The sequence below is a fragment of the Dokdonella fugitiva genome, from assembly GCF_014138265.1.
Taxonomy (GTDB): domain Bacteria; phylum Pseudomonadota; class Gammaproteobacteria; order Xanthomonadales; family Rhodanobacteraceae; genus Dokdonella_A; species Dokdonella_A fugitiva_A.
The window spans coordinates 80711-95892 of sequence record NZ_JACGXL010000003.1 but is presented as its reverse complement, the minus strand read 5'-3'; the positions used below and the strand labels follow the sequence as shown (position 1 = coordinate 95892).

The 15182-nt window shown below is 68.3% G+C and carries 15 protein-coding genes; 8 read left to right on the top strand and 7 right to left on the bottom strand.

Going from position 1 to position 15182, the window contains the following annotated elements; genetic code table 11:
* Positions 1-69 precede the first annotated feature (69 nt).
* Both FHW12_RS10840 and FHW12_RS10835 read left to right on the top strand, forming a co-directional pair.
* Positions 70-1464, top strand: coding sequence for a class II fumarate hydratase (locus tag FHW12_RS10840; protein WP_182531053.1), 1395 nt, complete (start codon positions 70-72; stop codon positions 1462-1464).
* Between the two features lie 229 nt (positions 1465-1693).
* Positions 1694-2848 carry a hypothetical protein gene (locus FHW12_RS10835; protein ID WP_182531052.1) on the top strand — a complete coding sequence of 385 codons (1155 nt, stop codon included), beginning with the start codon at positions 1694-1696 and terminating at the stop codon, positions 2846-2848.
* A 71-nt stretch (positions 2849-2919) separates the two neighbouring features.
* Here FHW12_RS10835 and FHW12_RS10830 read toward each other — a convergent pair whose 3' ends face one another.
* The 5 genes from FHW12_RS10830 to FHW12_RS10810 all read right to left on the bottom strand — a co-directional run bounded on the left by FHW12_RS10830 (position 2920) and on the right by FHW12_RS10810 (position 7566).
* The gene (locus tag FHW12_RS10830; protein ID WP_182531051.1) at positions 2920-3894 is read right to left on the bottom strand and encodes a hypothetical protein; all 975 of its coding nucleotides are present in this window, start codon (positions 3892-3894) and stop codon (positions 2920-2922) included.
* Positions 3891-4748, bottom strand: coding sequence for an ABC transporter ATP-binding protein (locus FHW12_RS10825; RefSeq protein WP_182531050.1), 858 nt, complete (start codon positions 4746-4748; stop codon positions 3891-3893). Before FHW12_RS10825 ends, FHW12_RS10830 begins: the two co-directional genes overlap by 4 nt.
* The gene (locus FHW12_RS10820; protein ID WP_182531049.1) at positions 4745-5113 is read right to left on the bottom strand and encodes a GntR family transcriptional regulator; all 369 of its coding nucleotides are present in this window, start codon (positions 5111-5113) and stop codon (positions 4745-4747) included. Before FHW12_RS10820 ends, FHW12_RS10825 begins: the two co-directional genes overlap by 4 nt.
* A 5-nt stretch (positions 5114-5118) precedes the next feature.
* A complete protein-coding gene (locus tag FHW12_RS10815; RefSeq protein WP_182531048.1) occupies positions 5119-5535 on the bottom strand; it encodes a hypothetical protein in 417 nt (138 codons plus the stop codon).
* A gap of 144 nt (positions 5536-5679) precedes the next feature.
* Entirely contained in the window at positions 5680-7566 is a 1887-nt protein-coding gene (locus FHW12_RS10810) for an ATP-binding cassette domain-containing protein (RefSeq protein WP_182531047.1), read from the bottom strand.
* 194 nt (positions 7567-7760) lie between these two features.
* Between FHW12_RS10810 and FHW12_RS10805 the strand changes: the two genes are divergently transcribed.
* The 6 genes from FHW12_RS10805 to FHW12_RS10780 all read left to right on the top strand — a co-directional run bounded on the left by FHW12_RS10805 (position 7761) and on the right by FHW12_RS10780 (position 13818).
* Positions 7761-8609 carry an FKBP-type peptidyl-prolyl cis-trans isomerase gene (locus FHW12_RS10805; RefSeq protein ID WP_182531046.1) on the top strand — a complete coding sequence of 283 codons (849 nt, stop codon included), beginning with the start codon at positions 7761-7763 and terminating at the stop codon, positions 8607-8609.
* 296 nt (positions 8610-8905) lie between these two features.
* Positions 8906-10246, top strand: a complete 1341-nt coding sequence (locus tag FHW12_RS10800) for a UDP-glucose dehydrogenase family protein (RefSeq protein ID WP_182531045.1) — start codon at positions 8906-8908, stop codon at positions 10244-10246.
* A 79-nt stretch (positions 10247-10325) separates the two neighbouring features.
* A complete protein-coding gene (gmd, locus tag FHW12_RS10795; RefSeq protein WP_182531044.1) occupies positions 10326-11456 on the top strand; it encodes a GDP-mannose 4,6-dehydratase in 1131 nt (376 codons plus the stop codon).
* Positions 11457-11459: 3 nt separating this feature from the next.
* A complete protein-coding gene (locus FHW12_RS10790) occupies positions 11460-11675 on the top strand; it encodes a SlyX family protein (protein ID WP_182531043.1) in 216 nt (71 codons plus the stop codon).
* Positions 11676-12055: 380 nt separating this feature from the next.
* Entirely contained in the window at positions 12056-12664 is a 609-nt protein-coding gene (locus FHW12_RS10785) for a DUF2058 family protein (RefSeq protein WP_182531042.1), read from the top strand.
* Between the two features lie 77 nt (positions 12665-12741).
* A complete protein-coding gene (locus tag FHW12_RS10780) occupies positions 12742-13818 on the top strand; it encodes a hypothetical protein (protein WP_182531041.1) in 1077 nt (358 codons plus the stop codon).
* Positions 13819-13830: 12 nt separating this feature from the next.
* Here FHW12_RS10780 and phbB read toward each other — a convergent pair whose 3' ends face one another.
* Positions 13831-14577, bottom strand: a complete 747-nt coding sequence (phbB, locus tag FHW12_RS10775) for an acetoacetyl-CoA reductase (protein WP_182531040.1) — start codon at positions 14575-14577, stop codon at positions 13831-13833.
* Positions 14578-14668: 91 nt separating this feature from the next.
* Positions 14669-15163: a polyhydroxyalkanoate synthesis repressor PhaR gene (gene phaR / locus FHW12_RS10770; protein ID WP_182531039.1), complete on the bottom strand. Its 495-nt coding sequence runs from the start codon at positions 15161-15163 to the stop codon at positions 14669-14671.
* Between the last annotated feature and the right edge of the window lie 19 nt (positions 15164-15182).

Genomic DNA, 15182 nt, shown 5'->3' with positions numbered 1-15182 from the left:
CCGGCCGTCCGGCGGCGGTCGCGGCGACCCGCTATAATCGCGGATTCCATTTCCGCAGCGGAATCCTCGATGAGCCAGTACCGGATCGAACGCGACAGCATGGGCGAATTGAAGGTGCCCGCCGACGCGCTGTACGGCGCGCAGACGCAGCGCGCCGTCGACAACTTCCCGATCTCCGGCCTGGCGATGCCGCGCGAGTTCATCCGCGCGCTCGGCCTGATCAAGTCCGCCGCGGCGCAGGCGAATGCCGACCTCGGCCACCTGAAGAAGACCAGCGCCAAGGCGATCCGCAAGGCGGCCGAGCGCGTCGCCGCGGGCGAGTTCGACGCGCAGTTCCCGATCGACGTGTTCCAGACCGGTTCCGGCACCTCGTCGAACATGAACGCGAACGAGGTCATCGCGCACCTGTGCGCGGCCGCGGGCACGAAGGTGCATCCGAACGACGACGTCAACAACGGCCAGTCGTCCAACGACGTGATCCCGACCGCGATCCAGGTCAGCGCCGCGCTCACGGTCAGCGAGAAGCTGCTGCCCGCGCTGGCCCATCTGCGCAAGGTCGTCGACCAGCGCGCGAAGGAGCTGCGCAAGGTCGCCAAGACCGGTCGTACCCACCTCATGGATGCGATGCCGGTCACGTTCGGACAGGAGCTCGGCGGTTGGTCGGCGCAGATCCGCTCGGGCATCGAGCGCCTGCAGGACACGCTCAAGCGCGTGCGCAAGCTGCCGCAGGGCGGTACCGCGGTCGGCACCGGCATCAATGCCGACGCCCAGCTCGGTCCGCGCGTCGCGGCCGAGCTCGGCAAGCTCACCGGCGTGAAGTTCGAGTCGGCCGATAATTATTTCGAAGGCATCAGCTCGCAGGATGCCGCGGTCGAGCTGTCGGGCCAGTTGAAGGCGCTCGCCTGCACGCTCATGAAGATCTCCAACGACCTGCGCTGGATGAACTCGGGTCCGCTCGCCGGTCTCGGCGAGATCGAGCTGCCGGCGCTGCAGCCGGGCTCGTCGATCATGCCGGGCAAGGTCAATCCGGTCATCCCGGAAGCGATGGCGATGGTCTGCGCGCAGGTGATCGGCAACGACACGACGATCACGATCGCCGGCCAGAGCGGCAACTTCCAGCTCAACGTGATGCTGCCGCTGGTCGCGCTGAACCTGCTGCAGTCGGTCGAGCTGCTCGCGAACGCGTCGCGCCTGCTCGCCGACAAGGCGATCGCCGGCTTCAAGGTGCGCGAAGACAAGATCAAGGAAGCGCTCGACAAGAACCCGATCCTGGTCACCGCGCTCAACGCGGTGATCGGCTACGACAAGGGGGCAGCGACGGCGAAGAAGGCCTACAAGGAAGGCCGGCCGATCATCGACGTCGCGCTCGAGACGACCGGCCTGCCGCGCAAGAAGCTCGAGGAACTGCTCGACCCGGCCGCGCTGGCCAGGGGCGGCATCCACGGCGGCTCCGCCGGCGGCTGACACGACAAGAAAGGTAAAGGTGGGGGGCAGGCGTGGCGAACGGCACATGCCGTTGCGACGAACCGCTCAGCAGACTGCGTCGTTTGACGGGAAGCACTGGCCGCGAAGGAACGCATCGCGGCGATCGGTCGCAGGGGTGTTTTGACTTGAAATTCCGCGCGACGCGGACAACTGAGCCCAGCCCGAGCCCTCCGGATTTCCCAAGACGAGTACCGATTGGAGTTTTGACATGTTGAAGAGACTGATCCTCGCCTCGGCGCTGATGGCCGGCGGCAGCGCATATGCGCAGGAAAACACCGACATCAGCGGCGCGAACTTCCAGAGCGGCAAGGCCGACTCGACGCTCGCTGCGCTCGGCAAGCAGGCCGCCGCCACGGGCAACAAGCTCGTGATCACGGCTCCGGCCGAGTGGCACGCGAAGATCGCGGCTAAGGTCAAGGCCGGCGGCAACGCCGACGTCGTGCTGCGCGAGGGCTTCTACGAGAACGTGCTCGTGCGCATCGAGAACAAGGGCGCGGCCGCCGCGGCCGCGGCACCGAAGGTCGCCGACGCAAGCAAGGTCGACGCCGAGAAGGCGAAGGCCGAGGCCGCCAAGGCCAAGGCGGATGCCGAGCGCGTGAAGGCGGAGGCCGAGAAGGCGAAGGCGGAAGCCGAGCTCGAGAAGAGCCGTGCCGAGGCCGAGAAGGCGCGTGCCGAAGCCGAAGCCGCGAAGGCGCGTGCCGACGCCCAGCAGGCCGCCGCCGCGCGTGCGGCAGCCGCGCCGCCGGCACCCGCGCCCGCGGCTCCGGTCGCGGCTGCGCCGAAGGCCGCGCCGGCTGCCGACGCCGATGCGATCCGCGCGCGCTTCGAGAAGACGCTCAACGACGGTCGCACCGCGGATGGCAACCTCAGCGTCGCCGCGCTGCAGTCGGGCGACACGCTCTACGTCGACGGCCCGGTGCGTGCGGTCACGCGTCGTGAAGGCCGCCGCCTGGCGCTGTACTGGCTCGACGGCGACATCGACGTGCGTCGTTCGGAACTCAAGCCGCTCGCCGCGGACCGCTACCAGGTGCTCTCGTCGGTGCGTGGCGAAGGCACCCTGCGCAAGGAGTTCGCGGCCGGTGCGACGACGCTCGCGGCGCGCGAGCCCGCCGCGGGTGCGCCCGCGCGCACGGCGCTCGAGAAGAGCCTCAACGACGGCCATGCGATCAGCGAGACGATCGAGCCGTCCAAGCTCAAGAGCGGCGACGTGATCTACGTCAGCGGCGACGCCGCTGCGGTCGTGCGCCGTCTCGGCCGCGACATCGCGCGCTTCTGGCTGGTCGGCTCGCTCGATCTGCAGCAGGCCGGACTGCAGGCCGACGGCGCCAACAAGTACAAGGTGCTCAACGACACGCTGCGCTGAGCGCGTCGCACCGCCGGAAAGAAAAGGGCCGCGAAAGCGGCCCTTTTTCGTTGCACCGTGCGGCTGCGGCGTCAGACGTTCACTTCGATGCGGCGCCCGCGCAGCCAGACCGCCGCGGCGAGCAGGGCGAGGCCGGCGGCGACGCCGATCCACAGGTTCGCCGAGGTCATCACGTCGAGCAGGCGTTCCGGCGCGAGCAGGCCGGAACCGTTGGTGTCGCCCGCGTGCGGCATCCATTCGCGCACCACGCCGGCGGCGTCGAGGCTCATCCAGCCACCCGGCATCACGCTGAGCAGGAGGCGGCCGAGGATCTTCGCGACGTCGAGCACGCCGGCGAAGTGCGGTCCGCCGAGCACGCCGATCCACCAGTTCGCGAACACCACGAGGATCGGCAGCATCACGGCCCACAGGAACGGCTTGCTGCGCGCCCAGGCGGACCAGAACATGAGCCAGCCGATCGCCGGCAGTGCCCACAACGCGTCGACCGGGATCGTGAGGAACATGCGCCAGACGGTGCGGAACGGATGCGACGCGGCGATCGCGGGCAGCACGTTGAGGCCGTGCACGGACAGCCACAGGCCGACGATGACGAGGAAGGCGAGGTAGGCGAGCGTGGAGACCGCGAGCGCGATCAGCGGGGCGACGAACATCGCCGACAGCGCCTTCGAAGCCACCGTGGCGAGGTCCGACACCGGCAGCGATTTCCAGAACAGCACGCTGCGATCGCGGCGGTCGTCGTACAGCGCGCCGAGCAGGTAGAAGAACAGCACGAAGAACAGGCCGATGCACGGCAGCGCGCCGAACACGAACTGCACGACGTCGAGCCCGTAGCCGGCATTGGCCCAGTCCTTCGCGTCGATGTCCTGCCGCAGCATGTCGAGCGAGAAGCCGACCTGCACGTGCGCGCGGCTGCGGAATATCTCCGCGGTGACCAGGCCGAGCACGGTGAGCAGCAGCGTGATGCCGGTGACCCACACCGGCGTCCACAGGAAGCCGCCGCGATGTTCCCAGTATTCGCGCTTGACGAGGAGGGGGAGCGTATTCATGCGTAGGTTCCTTTCATCGTCGCGACGAACAGGTCGGCCACGCTCGGCTTGTGCAGTTCCCCGAGCTGGGCGAGGCGGGCGCGATCGACGCCGTCGAACAGGAAGATCGACTTGCCGAAGACCTGCCGTTCGTTGAGCGGCTTGAGCGAGCGCGCGGCGTCGGCTTTGTCCGGGTTGACCATGACCTCGGCGTAGCGGTCGCCGACTTCGTCCATCGTCGCGGCGAGCACGACCTTGCCGTCGCGGATGAACATGAGGTCGGTCAGGATGTGCTCGATCTCCTCGACCTGGTGCGTCGTCACGATGATCGTCTTCTGCTCGTCGAAGTAATCCGACAGCAGGCTCTCGTAGAACGCCTTGCGGTACAGGATGTCGAGGCCGAGCGTGGGTTCGTCGAGCACGAGCAGCCTGGCGTCGATCGCCATCACCAGCGCGAGATGCAGCTGCACGATCATGCCCTTGGACAGTTCGCGCACGCGCATGTCCTGGCCGACTTTCGTGTGCGAGAGGAAGGCGAGGCATTTCTCGCGCGAGAAGCGCGGATGCACGCCGGCGACGAATTCGATCGCCTCGCGCACGCGCAGCCAGCGCGGCAGTACCGCGACGTCGGCGATGAAGCAGACCTGCTCCATCAGCTGCGTGCGCTGCGTATGCGGGTCGAAGCCGAGCACCTGCAGCTCGCCCTCGTAGTCGGTCAGGCCGAGGATCGCCTTCAGCGCGGTCGTCTTGCCCGCGCCGTTCGGGCCGATCAGGCCGACGATGCGGCCCGCGTCGATCTCGAAGTCGACCGCATCGAGCGCCTTGGTCGTGCCGTAGCTCTTCGAGAGCTTGCGGGCGTGGACGATCGCGCTCATCGGCTCTCCTCCTTGCCCAACGCCGCCATCAGTTCCTTGAGGCTGAGGCCGAGGCGGTCCAGGCGCGCCGACAGGGTCGGCCATTCCTCGCGCAGGAAGCGTTCTCGCTCGGATTTCAGCAGCGCGTCGCGCGCGCCGTCGGTGACGTACATGCCAAGTCCCCTCCGCTTTTCCACCAGATTCTCGTCGACCAGTTCCTGGTACGCCTTCGACACGGTGATCGGGTTGATCTGGAAGTCACCGGCCACCTGGCGCACCGAGGGCAACGGGTCGCCCTGCTTGAGGACGCCGTCGAGGATCATCGCCACCACGCGGTCGCGCAGCTGGCGATAGATCGGCGTCGAATCGTTCCATGCGATGCTCATCAGCGTCATTCCTCGGTGCCGTGGCGCAGGGGCTTGCCGAAGGAATAGTAGGGCATGCCGAATCCCGTCCCGGCCGAGCCGGAGGCGAATGAGGTGACCGCGTGCACCGGCATGAAGCGCGGTGGCGCGGGCGCGCGATCGGCGCCGTAGGCGACCGCGTCGCCGGCGCGCACGGTGACCGTCGCCAGCGTCGGGATCTCCGGCTCGGCGTGCACGACCACGGTCGGCAGCAGCACGGGCGCGGCGTCCGCTTCGGCCGGCGTCGCGGCGAGCGGGGCGTCGGGCACGAGGCCGTGCGACAGGTAGGCGATCGTCGTGCCGGTCAGGGCCAGCGCGAAAGCCAGGGCCAGGAGATGGACGCCGCGACGCGGCAGGGCCGCGGCGGCCAGGTCCATCAACGGGTGGGAGCGGTGGTTTCTCATGACAGCCTCCGTGAGGCGCTCGATGAACTAGTGTTGTAGTTAACTATAACACCAAAAAGGCGAGCGTCAAGCGGCTGGACCCATGACCGATGGGGGAGGCGGACGGCCGGCCTCGGGATGACGGCGGGAGCCGCCGATTTCGGCCTAGTCGGACGTGACAGCGGCCTCGATCGCCGCGTGCGCGTCGAGCCAGGCCTGTTCGAGCGCATCGATCTCCTGCGCGAGCTGCCCCTGCCGGCGCACGCGGGCGGCGACCGCGGCGCCGTCCGCGGCCGCGTACAGCGCGGGGTCGGCGAGCTCGCGCTGCAGCCCGGACCGTTCGCCTTCGAGCGCGGCGAGTTCGCGCTCGATGCGCGCGACTTCCTTCTTCAACGGCGCGAGGCGCGCGCGCTGCCCGGCACGGTCGCGGCGTGCTTCGCGTCGCGGATCGCTGCCTGTGCCCGCGGACTCGACCGGCGCGCGCGCGCCGGCGAGTACAAGGCGTGCATAGTCGTCGAGATCGCCGTCGAACGGCTGCACACGGCCGCCGTGCACGAGCAGGTAGTCGTCGCAGACCGCACGCAGCAGGCCGCGATCGTGCGCGACCAGTACGACCGCACCGGCGAACTCCTGCACGGCCTCGGCGAGCGCTTCGCGCGTGTCGATGTCGAGATGGTTGGTCGGTTCGTCGAGCAGCAGCAGGTTCGGCCGCTCGAACACGATCAGCGCGAGCGCGAGGCGCGCCTTCTCGCCGCCGGAGAAACCGGCGACATCGGCGAGCGCACGCTCGCCGCTGAAGCCGAACGTGCCGAGGAAATCGCGCGCGGCCTGCTCGCCGAGCGCGGGATCGAGGCGCGCGAGGTGCTGCACCGGCGTCGCATCGGCATCGAGTTGCTCGACCTGGTGCTGCGCGAAATAGCCGATCGCGAGCCCCTTGTTGGCGCGCCGCTCGCCGCCGAGCACGGGCAGGGCGCCCGCGATCGTCTTGACCAGGGTCGACTTGCCGGCGCCGTTCGCGCCGAGCAGGCCGATGCGGTCGCCGGGGCGCAGCGACAGCCGCACGCGCTCGATAACGCGCCGCTCGCCGTAGCCGACCGCGACGTCGTCGAGCCCGAGCAGCGGGTCAGGCAGCGCGGCGGGCGCGGCGAACTCGAACTCGATGCCCGATTCGGCGCGCACCGCGGCGATCTCGGTCATGCGCTCGAGCGCCTTGACGCGGCTCTGCGCTTGCTTCGCCTTGGTCGCCTTCGCCTTGAAACGGTCGACGAAGCGCTGCAGGCGCGCGCGTTCGCGCTGCTGCCGCTCATGGGCGACCTGCTGCTGGGCGAGGCGCTCGGCGCGCTTGCGCTCGAACGCGCTGACGCTGCCGGCAAACAGCTCGGCGGTCGCATCGGCGATGTGCAGCACGTGGGTGACGACGCGGTCGAGGAACTCGCGATCGTGCGAGACGACGACGAGCGTGCCTTCGTAGCGGCGCAGCCAATCCTCGAGCCAGAGCACGGCGTCGAGGTCGAGGTGATTGGTCGGCTCGTCGAGCAGGAGCAGGTCCGAGCGGCACATGAGTGCCTGCGCGAGGTTCAGGCGCATGCGCCAGCCGCCGGAGAATTCCGCCACCGCGCGCGCCTCGTGGCCGGGCGCGAAACCAAGTCCGTGCAGCAGTTCGCCCGCGCGGGCGCGCGCCGCGTAGCCGCCGATCGCGTGCAGACGATCGTGCAGTACGGCCTGGCGTACCGCGTCGTGGGCGGCCTCCGCTTCGGCGAGCTCGCGTTCGAGGCGGCGAAACTCGGCGTCGCCGTCGAGCACGTGGTCGAGCGCCGTGTGCGCGTAGGCCTCGGCCTGCTGGCGCACGTGGGCGAGCACCCAGTCGCGCGGGCGGCCGAAGTCGCCGGCATCGGCGGCGAGTTCGCCGCCGATCAGCGCCAGCAGACTGCTCTTGCCGCTGCCGTTGCGCCCGGTGAGGCCGACGCGCCAGCCTGGATGAACGAGAAAGTTCGCGCCGTTCAGCAAAAGCCGGGAACCACGGCGCAGGTGGACGTTGTCAAAGCGCAGCATCCGGAGAGTGTAGGCGCAGCCGCTCCGCCCCGCCCAGGGGCCGGACCGGCGCTCCGGGCGCGGGGACGACCGCCGTTTGCCAACATCGGGTGCCGTGTTCACAATACGCGGCCCCGCATGATGGCCGGGTCCGGTCACGCCGTGACGCCCGTGGGCATTCACCGGCAAGACAATCGCAACCTTCAGGAGCAAACATGACGCGTTTCGTGCAGAAGACCCTCGTTGCCGCCCTCGCGGCCAGTTTCGCGATCGGCGCGATCGCGCAGGACAAGGACGCGCCCAAGGCCGAAGCCAAGCCGGCGGCCCCGACCGTCAAGGTCGACAAGAACAGCATCAGCACGATGGTCGGCATGGACGTCGGTCGCGGCCTCACGCAGATCAAGGACGACATCGACATCAAGGTCGTCGAGCAGGCGCTCGAAGCGACGCTCAAGGGCGAGAAGACCTCCCTGACGCAGGAAGAAGCGCTGCAGGTCCGCCAGGAATTCATGAAGACGCTGCAGGCCAAGCGCGTCGCCGAGCAGAAGGCTGCCGCCGACAAGAACAAGAAGGAAGGCGAAGCGTTCCTCGCCGCGAACAAGTCGAAGGCGGGCGTGAAGACGACCGCTTCGGGCCTGCAGTACATGGTCGAGAAGGAAGGCACCGGCGCGAAGCCGAAGGCGACCGACACGGTCAAGGTGAACTACCTCGGCACGAAGATCGACGGCACCAAGTTCGACAGCTCGTACGACCGCGGCCAGCCGGCGACCTTCCCACTGAACGGCGTGATCAAGGGCTGGAGCGAAGGCCTGCAGCTGATGCCGGTCGGCTCCAAGTACAAGCTGTTCGTGCCGGCCGACCTCGCCTACGGCGAGAACGGACCGGGCCAGATCGGTCCGAACGCGACGCTCATCTTCGAAGTCGAGCTGCTCGACATCGAAAAGGCGAGCGAGAAGGCCGAGAAGGCCGGCGAGGCGAAGCCGGGCGCCGCGATGAAGGCGACCCCGAAGCCGGCCGACAAGGCGGCCGCCAAGCCCGCCGCGAAGCCGACCGACAAGAAGTAATCGGTCCGCGACTCCGCACGAAAGGCGCGCCGGTCACCGGCGCGCCTTTTGCGTTTGTTGCAGGCCATTCGTCGCGGCCGATGCGTGGCGGGCACGACAGGCGACGCCTGATAAAATCCACGATCCAGCGAGAGAGCCCCGGGTCGCGTTCGGGGCTCCGCGTGCCGGGAACGGTGCGTTTTCACAGAGAACGGGCCAGAAGGGCCGAGGGGCCGCGCGCGGACCGTCGTCGCGCGTGGCGAGTCGGGGCGAGTCCCGCTGGACCTGCCCGGACCCAACCAAGAAGGGATTGCCGCATGCGCGTCACGATTTTCGGAACCGGCTACGTCGGTCTCGTCACCGGTACCTGCCTTGCCGAAGTCGGCAACGACGTCGTCTGCGTCGACGTCGACGCGAACAAGATCGCGCGCCTCGAGCGCGGTGAGATCCCGATCTACGAACCCGGCCTCGAGCCGCTCGTGCGCGCCAACCACGCGAGCGGGCATCTGCGCTTCACCACCGACGCGGCGAGCGCGATCGCGCACGCGCAGATCATCTTCATCGCGGTCGGCACCCCACCCGACGAGGACGGCAGCGCGGACCTCAGCCACGTGATCACCGTCGCGCGCACGATCGGCGCGAACCTGTCGCGCCACGCGGTCGTCGTCAACAAGTCGACCGTGCCGGTCGGCACCGCCGACGCGGTGCGCGCGGCGATCGCCGACGAACTCACCGCACGCGGCGCGAGCGTCGAGTTCGATGTCGTCTCCAACCCGGAATTCCTCAAGGAAGGCGACGCGGTGCAGGACTGCCTGCGCCCGGACCGCATCGTCATCGGCGCCGACAGCGCGCGCGCCGTCGACGCGCTGAGGACGCTGTATGCGCCGTTCAACCGCAACCACGAACGCATCGTGCTCATGGACGTGCGTTCGGCCGAGCTGACCAAGTACGCGGCCAACGCGATGCTCGCGACGAAGATCAGTTTCATGAACGAGATCGCAAACATCGCCGAGCAGGTCGGTGCCGACGTCGAGCAGGTGCGCCGCGGTATCGGTTCGGACCCGCGCATCGGCTACCACTTCATCTATCCAGGGGCCGGCTACGGCGGTTCGTGCTTCCCGAAGGACGTCAAGGCGCTCGAGTACACCGCGCGCGCGCATGCCTACGAGCCGCGCCTGCTCAGCGCGGTGGAGGCGGTCAACGCGGCGCAGAAGCGCAAACTGTTCGCGCTCCTCGAACGCCATTTCGGCGCCGCGCTGCGCGGTCGCACGATCGCGCTGTGGGGCCTCGCGTTCAAGCCGAATACGGACGACATGCGCGAAGCACCGAGCCGCACCCTGCTCGAGCAGCTGTGGGCGGCCGGCGCGAGCGTGCGCGCGTACGACCCGGAAGCGGCGGGCGAAACCGCGCGCATCTACGGCGATCGCACCGACCTCGTGCTCTGCGACCAGCAATACGCCGCGCTCGAGGGTGCCGATGCGCTCGTCATCGTGACCGAGTGGAAGGCGTTCCGCAGCCCGGATTTCGAGCGCATCCGCGCCTCGCTCAAGCAGGCAGTCGTGTTCGACGGGCGCAACATCTTCGAACCGAAGGCGGTCGAGGCCGCGGGCCTCGCCTACTACGGCATCGGTCGCGGCCGCAGCATCGCCGCGCAGTGAGCGCGAGGGGGGCGCCGAACCCTTGCGCCGCGGCTTTTGCGCTACCATCGCCCGCTTGTGGAATTCATAGCGTAGGGCAATGGAAAAGAAACGAGCGCTGGTCACCGGCATCACGGGTCAGGACGGGGCCTACCTGGCCGAACTGCTGCTCGCCAAGGGCTACGAGGTGCATGGGCTCAAGCGCCGCGCTTCGTCGTTCAACAGCGAACGCATCGACCACCTGCACCACGAACTCGACGACACGCGTCCCGGCGTGCGCCTGCACTACGGCGACCTCACCGATTCGCTGAGCCTGCTGCGCGTGATCCAGCAGGTGAAGCCGGACGAGATCTACAACCTCGCCGCGCAGAGCCATGTCGCGGTGTCGTTCGAGGAACCGGAATACACCGCGAACGCGGACGGCATCGGCACCCTGCGCGTGCTCGAGGCGATGCGCAGCCTCGGCCTCGGCGATCGCTGCCGCTTCTACCAGGCCTCGACGTCGGAACTGTACGGACTCGTGCGCGAGACCCCGCAGCGCGAATCGACGCCGTTCCACCCGCGCTCGCCGTACGGCGTCGCCAAGCTGTACGCGTACTGGATCACGGTGAACTACCGCGAGGCGTACGGCATCTACGGCTGCAACGGCATCCTGTTCAACCACGAGTCGCCGATCCGCGGCGAGACGTTCGTCACGCGCAAGATCACCCGCGGCCTCGCGCGCGTCGCCTGCGGCCTGCAGCACTGCCTCTACCTCGGCAACCTCGACGCCAAGCGAGACTGGGGCCATGCGCGCGACTACGTCGAGGCGCAGTGGCTGATCCTGCAGCAGGACCAGCCGGCCGACTACGTGATCGCGACGGGCCTGCAGCATTCGGTGCGCGAGTTCGTCGTGCTCGCTGCGCGCGAGATGGGGCTCGAGCTCGAATTCCGCGGCAGCGGCGCGGACGAGCACGCGGTCGTCGCGAAGGCGTCGAACGCGGCGCTCAAGGTGAAGGCCGGCGACGTCATCGTGCGCATCCACCCGCAGTACTATCGCCCGGCCGAAGTGGAGACGCTGCTCGGTGATCCGACCTTCGCGCGCGAGCGCCTCGGCTGGACGCCGAAGACGAGCTTCGCCGAGCTCGTGCGCGAAATGGCCGCGGCCGACCTCGCCCTCGCCGAGCGCGAGGCGAACGGCGCGATCGGCGCGCGCCACGGCCGCCACCTGATCGAGAAACTGCCCGGATAAGCCATGGCCGCCTCGCTGGAGGAACGCCTGACGGAACTGGAAGTGCGCCTGTCGTTCGTCGACGACACGATCGTCGCGCTCAGCGACACCGTCGCCGCGCACGATCGCCAGCTGCACGCGCTGCGCAACGCGCTCGACGCGTTGCGCGGCGACTTGCAGGCGGTGCGCGGTACGCTGGGCCAGGCGGCGCAGGACGAGCCGCCGCCGCCGCATTACTAGTGCGATCGTCCATGATCGCTGCACGCAGGAACGGTGCAAGGGCGTGAGGCGTGGGGCTCGGTGGGGTCCAGAAGCGGCCGTCCATGGCCGCACTTTTCATGAGAAGCACGTTCAATTGTTGATGTTCGGTGATTCGTTGTCGTAGGAGCGGCTTCAGCCGCGATCGTATGGACGAGATGGGTCGAAGCGGCCATCCATGGCCGCACTTTTCATGAGAAGCACGTTTCATCGTCGACGTTCGGTGATTCGATGTTGTAGGAGCGGCTTCAGCCGCGATTGCATGGACGCGATGGATCGGCACCGTGGATGCGGCCGCCGACCGGAATGGTGCGGGAGCGAATGCTCCGAGCTGTCGGGTCTTCTGTTCGAGTGTCAGAGTCATGTCCGATACCCTGCGTGACCAGTTGTTGAAGGCGGGCTTCGCGCCGCTGCCCAAATCCGATCCGCGTCCGAGGCCGCAGCAGCAACAGCAGCGGCCGGGGCAGGGACGGCCGCCCGGGAAACCCCACGGCAAGCCGCATGGCCAGCCACACGGCAAGCCGGCCGGGAACGCGTCGTCGCAGCCGCCGCCGGCGGGCAAGCGCGGCGAGATCGATCTCGCCAAGGCCTATGCCTTGCGCGATCGCAGCGAGCGCGAGCAGCGTGAACGCGACCAGCGCGAAGCCGAGCAGCGCGCGCGCGAGAAGCGCGAGCGCAAGCAGAAGATCACGGCACTGCTGCAGGGCGTCGCGCTCAACGACGCGGCGGCGGAGATCCCGCGTCATTTCCCGCACGCGAACAAGATCCGCCGCATCTACGTCACGGTCGAGCAGTTGCCGCGCCTCAATGGCGGCGAGCTCGCCGTCGTGCAGCTGGCCGGCCGCTACCTGCTCGTGAACCGCGAAACCGGGCTTGCCGCGCAGGCGATCGATCCGGACGCGCTGGTCCTGCTGTGCGACCCGCTGGCGCCGTCGCCGGAAGACGACATCCCCGCCGACCTCGTCTGGTAGCGCCGGCCGCTGCGACGCAGTGCGCGGAAATTCGTCTTCGCGCGGGCGAGGATGGGCACCATCGCGAGGGGAGTCCGATGCGCCGATCCACCGTTCTAGCCTGTGCCTTCTCGGCGCTGCCGGCGCTCGCCGCGGCCGCGCCGTTGCCGCGCTTCTCGCAGCCGACCGCGATCTGGAACGTCGACGTCAGCCACGCGACGTTGCGCTCGAACTCGGGCCCCATGATGACCCACCTCGCCGCGTTCTCGGCGTCGGGATGGGGCGACGATCGCGACTTCGATTTCCACATCGACTTCTCGTTCTACGTGCTGCACGCGAACGGATCGACGACGACGCGGCCGATCGTCGCGTGGCCGTCGGAAGGCGACTACTACAGCCCCGACTGCGACGCGCCGGGCGCGCCGTTTCCCGTTCCCGCCGGTGGTGGCATCGAGGGCACCAGCCCGCCGGCGTATGCGTGCGACGCCGGGAACGAGGATTGCCACCTGCTCGTCGTCAACGACGCGAGCAAGATCCTCTACGAGGCGTACGCGACGGAGTCCGCCGATGCGACCGGCGTGCATGCGATCTGCGGCCTGCGCTGGGACCTCGCGAAGACCTATCCGCGCCACGGCCGCGGCGAGCACTGCACGAGCGCCGACGGCGCGGGTTTCCCGATCGCGCCGCTGCTGTTCAATGCCGACGAGGTGTGGACCGCGGCCCAGGCGCACGGCGATCTCGGCCACGCGATCCGCTTCATCCTCGGCAACAACCGCATGGCGAACGACAAGTACGTGCACCCGGCATCGCACGGCACGCTGGCCACCTCGGACACGAACGTGAACGCGGTGCCGTACGGTTCGCGCCTCAAGCTCAAGCAGACGTTCGGCGTGAACGCATTCAGCACCAACGAATCGGTGCGCGTGATCCTGCGCACGCTGCAGAAGTACGGCATGTTCCTCTCCGACGGCGGCGGCGTGCCGCTGACCGCGGAGTCGGACGAGTTCACGACGCACAAGTGGACCGATGCCGACGTCGACATCGACTCGCACTCGCTGTACGGCATCCGCCCGACCGACTTCGACGTCGTCGAGGCGGGTGATCCGATGACGGTCACCTACGATTGCGAGCGCACGCCGGACGATTTCATCTACATCGACGGTTTCGACTTCTAGCGCGCGCGTGCCTCAGAAATCGATGAAGTAGCCGCCGTTGACCGGGATGTTCGCGCCGGTGATGAAGCCGGCGTCGTCGGCAGCGAGGAACTCGACCGTGCGCGCGATCTCGCGCGGCTCGCCGAGGCGGCCGACGGGGATGTTCGCGATGATCTGGTTGCGGATCTCTTCGGGCACCGCCTGCACCATCGGCGTGTTGCAGTAGCCCGGCGAGACGCTGTTGACGGTCACGCCTTTCTTCGCGACTTCGCGCGCGAGCGCCATCGTGAAGCCGTGCATGCCCGCCTTCGCGGCGGAATAGTTGGTCTGGCCGAACTGGCCGGTCTGGCCGTTCACCGACGAGATGTTGACGATGCGGCCGAAGCCTTGCGCGGTCATGCCGTCGACGACCGGACGGCACATGTTGAACACGCCGTCGAGGTTGACGCGCAACACGTCGCCCCACTGTTCGGCGCTCATCTTGCGCAGCGACGTGTCGCGCGTGATGCCGGCGGCGTTGACGAGGATCGAGACCGGACCGTACTGCGCGGCGATGCGCTCGACGAACGCGGCGCAACCGGCATGGTCGGCGACGTTGAGCGGTTCGAACACGATCGCGCCGTCGAACCCGGCTGTTTCGGCACGGAACGCCTCGAGCCGCTCGCTGCGCGCGGCGAGGTCGGCGGCGATCACCTGGCGACCGGCGCGTGCGAGGTATTTGCAGATCTCGCTGCCGAGTCCGCCGATGCCGCCCGTGACGACGGCGACGCGTTTGCTCATGGATTGCCCCTGGATCGTGCGATGCGGCATCGAACGCCGCTCGATTTTGCTGCGATGCGTCGCCCTGCCGCGAGCCGGCGGGGCGGTCCGGTCAGGACTTGCCGTCCTTCTTCTTGCCCGGGTCCTGCGTACCGCGCACGCTGTTCGCGGCGGCGGTGAGGAAGCCCTGCTGCAAGGACTTCCACATGTCCATGTTGCGCTCGGTGAGGTCGTTGAGCATCGACCACGGCCCTTGGCCGAGCATGTTGTTGAGCTGGCTGCGGAACTGCTGTTGCTGGTCGAGGAAGACCTGCAGGCTCCGTTCGAGATAGCCACCCATGAAACCCTGCAGCGAATCGCCGTAGAAACGGATGATCTGCGACAGCAGCTTGGTCGTGAACATCGGCTGCCCGCGTTCCTCGTACTCCGCGATGATTTGCAGCAGCACCGAGCGGGTCAGGTTCTCGCCGGTCTTGGCGTCGCGGACCTCGAATTCCTCGTCGTCGAGCACGAGCTGGCGGATCTCCTCGAGCGTGATGTAGCTCGAGATCTCCGTGTCGTACAGCCGGCGGTTCGGGTACTTCTTGATGATGCGGGGCGTGGTCATCGGCCAACGCTAGCAGAAT

Bases quoted from the DNA above. Each gene is read 5' to 3' on its own strand.
- FHW12_RS10840 (WP_182531053.1), top strand. From the start codon at position 70: ATGAGCCAGTACCGGATCGAACGCGACAGCATGGGCGAATTGAAGGTG.
- FHW12_RS10835 (WP_182531052.1), top strand. From the start codon at position 1,694: ATGTTGAAGAGACTGATCCTCGCCTCGGCGCTGATGGCCGGCGGCAGC.
- FHW12_RS10830 (WP_182531051.1), bottom strand. From the start codon at position 3,894: ATGAATACGCTCCCCCTCCTCGTCAAGCGCGAATACTGGGAACATCGC.
- FHW12_RS10825 (WP_182531050.1), bottom strand. From the start codon at position 4,748: ATGAGCGCGATCGTCCACGCCCGCAAGCTCTCGAAGAGCTACGGCACG.
- FHW12_RS10820 (WP_182531049.1), bottom strand. From the start codon at position 5,113: ATGAGCATCGCATGGAACGATTCGACGCCGATCTATCGCCAGCTGCGC.
- FHW12_RS10815 (WP_182531048.1), bottom strand. From the start codon at position 5,535: ATGAGAAACCACCGCTCCCACCCGTTGATGGACCTGGCCGCCGCGGCC.
- FHW12_RS10810 (WP_182531047.1), bottom strand. From the start codon at position 7,566: ATGCTGCGCTTTGACAACGTCCACCTGCGCCGTGGTTCCCGGCTTTTG.
- FHW12_RS10805 (WP_182531046.1), top strand. From the start codon at position 7,761: ATGACGCGTTTCGTGCAGAAGACCCTCGTTGCCGCCCTCGCGGCCAGT.
- FHW12_RS10800 (WP_182531045.1), top strand. From the start codon at position 8,906: ATGCGCGTCACGATTTTCGGAACCGGCTACGTCGGTCTCGTCACCGGT.
- gmd (WP_182531044.1), top strand. From the start codon at position 10,326: ATGGAAAAGAAACGAGCGCTGGTCACCGGCATCACGGGTCAGGACGGG.
- FHW12_RS10790 (WP_182531043.1), top strand. From the start codon at position 11,460: ATGGCCGCCTCGCTGGAGGAACGCCTGACGGAACTGGAAGTGCGCCTG.
- FHW12_RS10785 (WP_182531042.1), top strand. From the start codon at position 12,056: ATGTCCGATACCCTGCGTGACCAGTTGTTGAAGGCGGGCTTCGCGCCG.
- FHW12_RS10780 (WP_182531041.1), top strand. From the start codon at position 12,742: ATGCGCCGATCCACCGTTCTAGCCTGTGCCTTCTCGGCGCTGCCGGCG.
- phbB (WP_182531040.1), bottom strand. From the start codon at position 14,577: ATGAGCAAACGCGTCGCCGTCGTCACGGGCGGCATCGGCGGACTCGGC.
- phaR (WP_182531039.1), bottom strand. From the start codon at position 15,163: ATGACCACGCCCCGCATCATCAAGAAGTACCCGAACCGCCGGCTGTAC.